At 30.8% G+C, this 2,022-nt stretch carries 1 protein-coding gene and 1 pseudogene; both read left to right on the top strand.

Annotated elements, in window-relative coordinates; genetic code table 11:
• Positions 1 to 626: 626 nt before the first annotated feature.
• Positions 627 to 1,441: pseudogene (locus ABFX15_RS03095) on the top strand (AAA family ATPase).
• Between the two features lie 115 nt (positions 1,442 to 1,556).
• On the top strand, positions 1,557 to 1,865 hold the full coding sequence (locus tag ABFX15_RS03090; protein ID WP_346024046.1) for a hypothetical protein: 309 nt from the start codon (positions 1,557 to 1,559) through the stop codon (positions 1,863 to 1,865).
• Positions 1,866 to 2,022: the final 157 nt, after the last annotated feature.

Raw genomic sequence — 2,022 nt, 5'->3', positions numbered from 1 at the left:
ATAATTATTTATAAGAAGTTTCAATAACCGCAAGGGTTAAACCTGGATATTCAACTGCAAAACTTGAGTTAATATGATAGGGTTAATACTGCTTCTAGCTATATCTATGAGCCTTCAGATTATGTGGTATTAAATCGACAGACTAATCGAGAAAATTGTACTTAATTGAGTTCGAACTGAAATTATGTGACAAAATTTCCTCTGGCTAAAAAAAAGAATAGCTCTGTATTTGAAACACCCACTAATGAGAAAACTTTAAATAATTTGCCAGCAAAAGATCAATCTAAAAAAATCCATTCGATTTTAGCAAAGGAAGTTACTATAATTGACTTTTGTACTCAATGATCTGTTCAAGAAAAAAACTATAAAAGCAAATCCAGATATTAAATCGTTAATTGTTTTTTCAGATTTTGAGAGATCAAAGCATATGAGACATATGACACAGTATTATTATAAGAACAATTATGATGTTAAAGCCCACATAGTAATAGAAAATATCTAAATAATAACTTTTTAGGCTAGAAACTTAATTTAAATAAACTGGTTAATACAAAAGTTACAGCCTCGGTTTACTGGTATACTATCGACAAGTTAATGAGCGTATACTACGTAGGAGGTTTTATATAATGGGCAGTACTTATGTAATAGGAATTTTAAAGGTGGCGTTGGAAAAACTAAGACAGTAACTATGTTGGCTTATGAGAGCGCTATTCAAAAAAATCGTAAAACGTTAGTAATTGATCTCGATCCTCAGGGTAATGCTACTTCAGTTTTAGCTAAAACTGGCAACATCGAATCTATAGATAAAAATATAACGAATGCTTTTAATAATGGAAATTTAGAAAACGAAATTACACCAATAATGGAAAATTTAGATTTGGTTGCTTCAAACACAGCTTTTAGAAATTTAAGTAAACTATTAATTCAACGTTTCCCAGATGATGAATTAAAACAAATTAAATACTTAAAGGATTTAATCGAACCGATCAAGCATAAATATGATTCTATATACTTAGACGTCCCACCAACTATTAGTGATTATTCAGATAATGCTATGCTGGCTGCTGATTTCTGTATCATAGTTCTCCAGACACAAGAGTTGTCATTAGACGGAGCTCGAACTTATATAGACTACATGCAATATCTGGTAGATACCTATGACGCAGATTTGAACGTACTAGGTATCATACCCTGCATGCTAAAACCAGGAGGCAGAGTGGATAGCAAAATACTGGATCAAGCTAAAGAATTATATGGAAATAATGTCTTGCAAACTAATGTTAAATATCAGGAACGCTTAAAAGTATATGATGTGCAGGGTATTGAAATGAACCGCAATATTAATGGCAATATTGATATGTGGGACAAAAAAGCACACGCTGTCTTTTTAAAGGTTCTAGAAGAATTAGATAGTCACCAAGAAACTTTTACAGTTAGTTAAGTTAATAGGGAGGAGCTTTAGTTAAAATGGCAGAATTTGAACCTATAATTATAAAAAGAGTACCTCATTACAAAATAAAAAAGTTGAAATAAAGGGCAGCAATAGTTTTGGACGAATGGAAACACCAGCACAAAAACCTAAACCGTTAATTGCAGAGAAGAAAAAAAAACAAAAAGTTAGTCAATCCGCGATTTCTAAAGAAGACCCTAGGTTAAAAGCTAGCAAGACGCAGAAAACTAGTCCCAGTACAAATCTAAAAATTAATACTTTAAAACCTTTTCTGAAAGAAACAGAAAGTATGAATACCGCTACTTACAATGACATAGTTGATATGTTAGTAGACAATTATGTGCAAACTAAATTGACTACTAGACAAAGCGAAGCTTATAAAGCTATATATAGCAGTCAATTTGATATGCTATAAAATGAATGAATGTGTTAATAGCGAGAATCAAAAAAATAATTAATTGAATTAGACATTACTTTAATATAAGATAGTCTGATTTCACAAGTGAACCAATTTCATAACTAACTTTTTAAAAAAGGAAACACTCGTCTAATTTCAAAATGACTATTTTTTA

Origin of the sequence: Alkalibacterium indicireducens (assembly GCF_039522005.1) — a bacterium.
GTDB classification, from domain to species: domain Bacteria; phylum Bacillota; class Bacilli; order Lactobacillales; family Carnobacteriaceae_A; genus Alkalibacterium; species Alkalibacterium indicireducens.
This window is presented reverse-complemented; position numbering and strand designations above follow the sequence as displayed.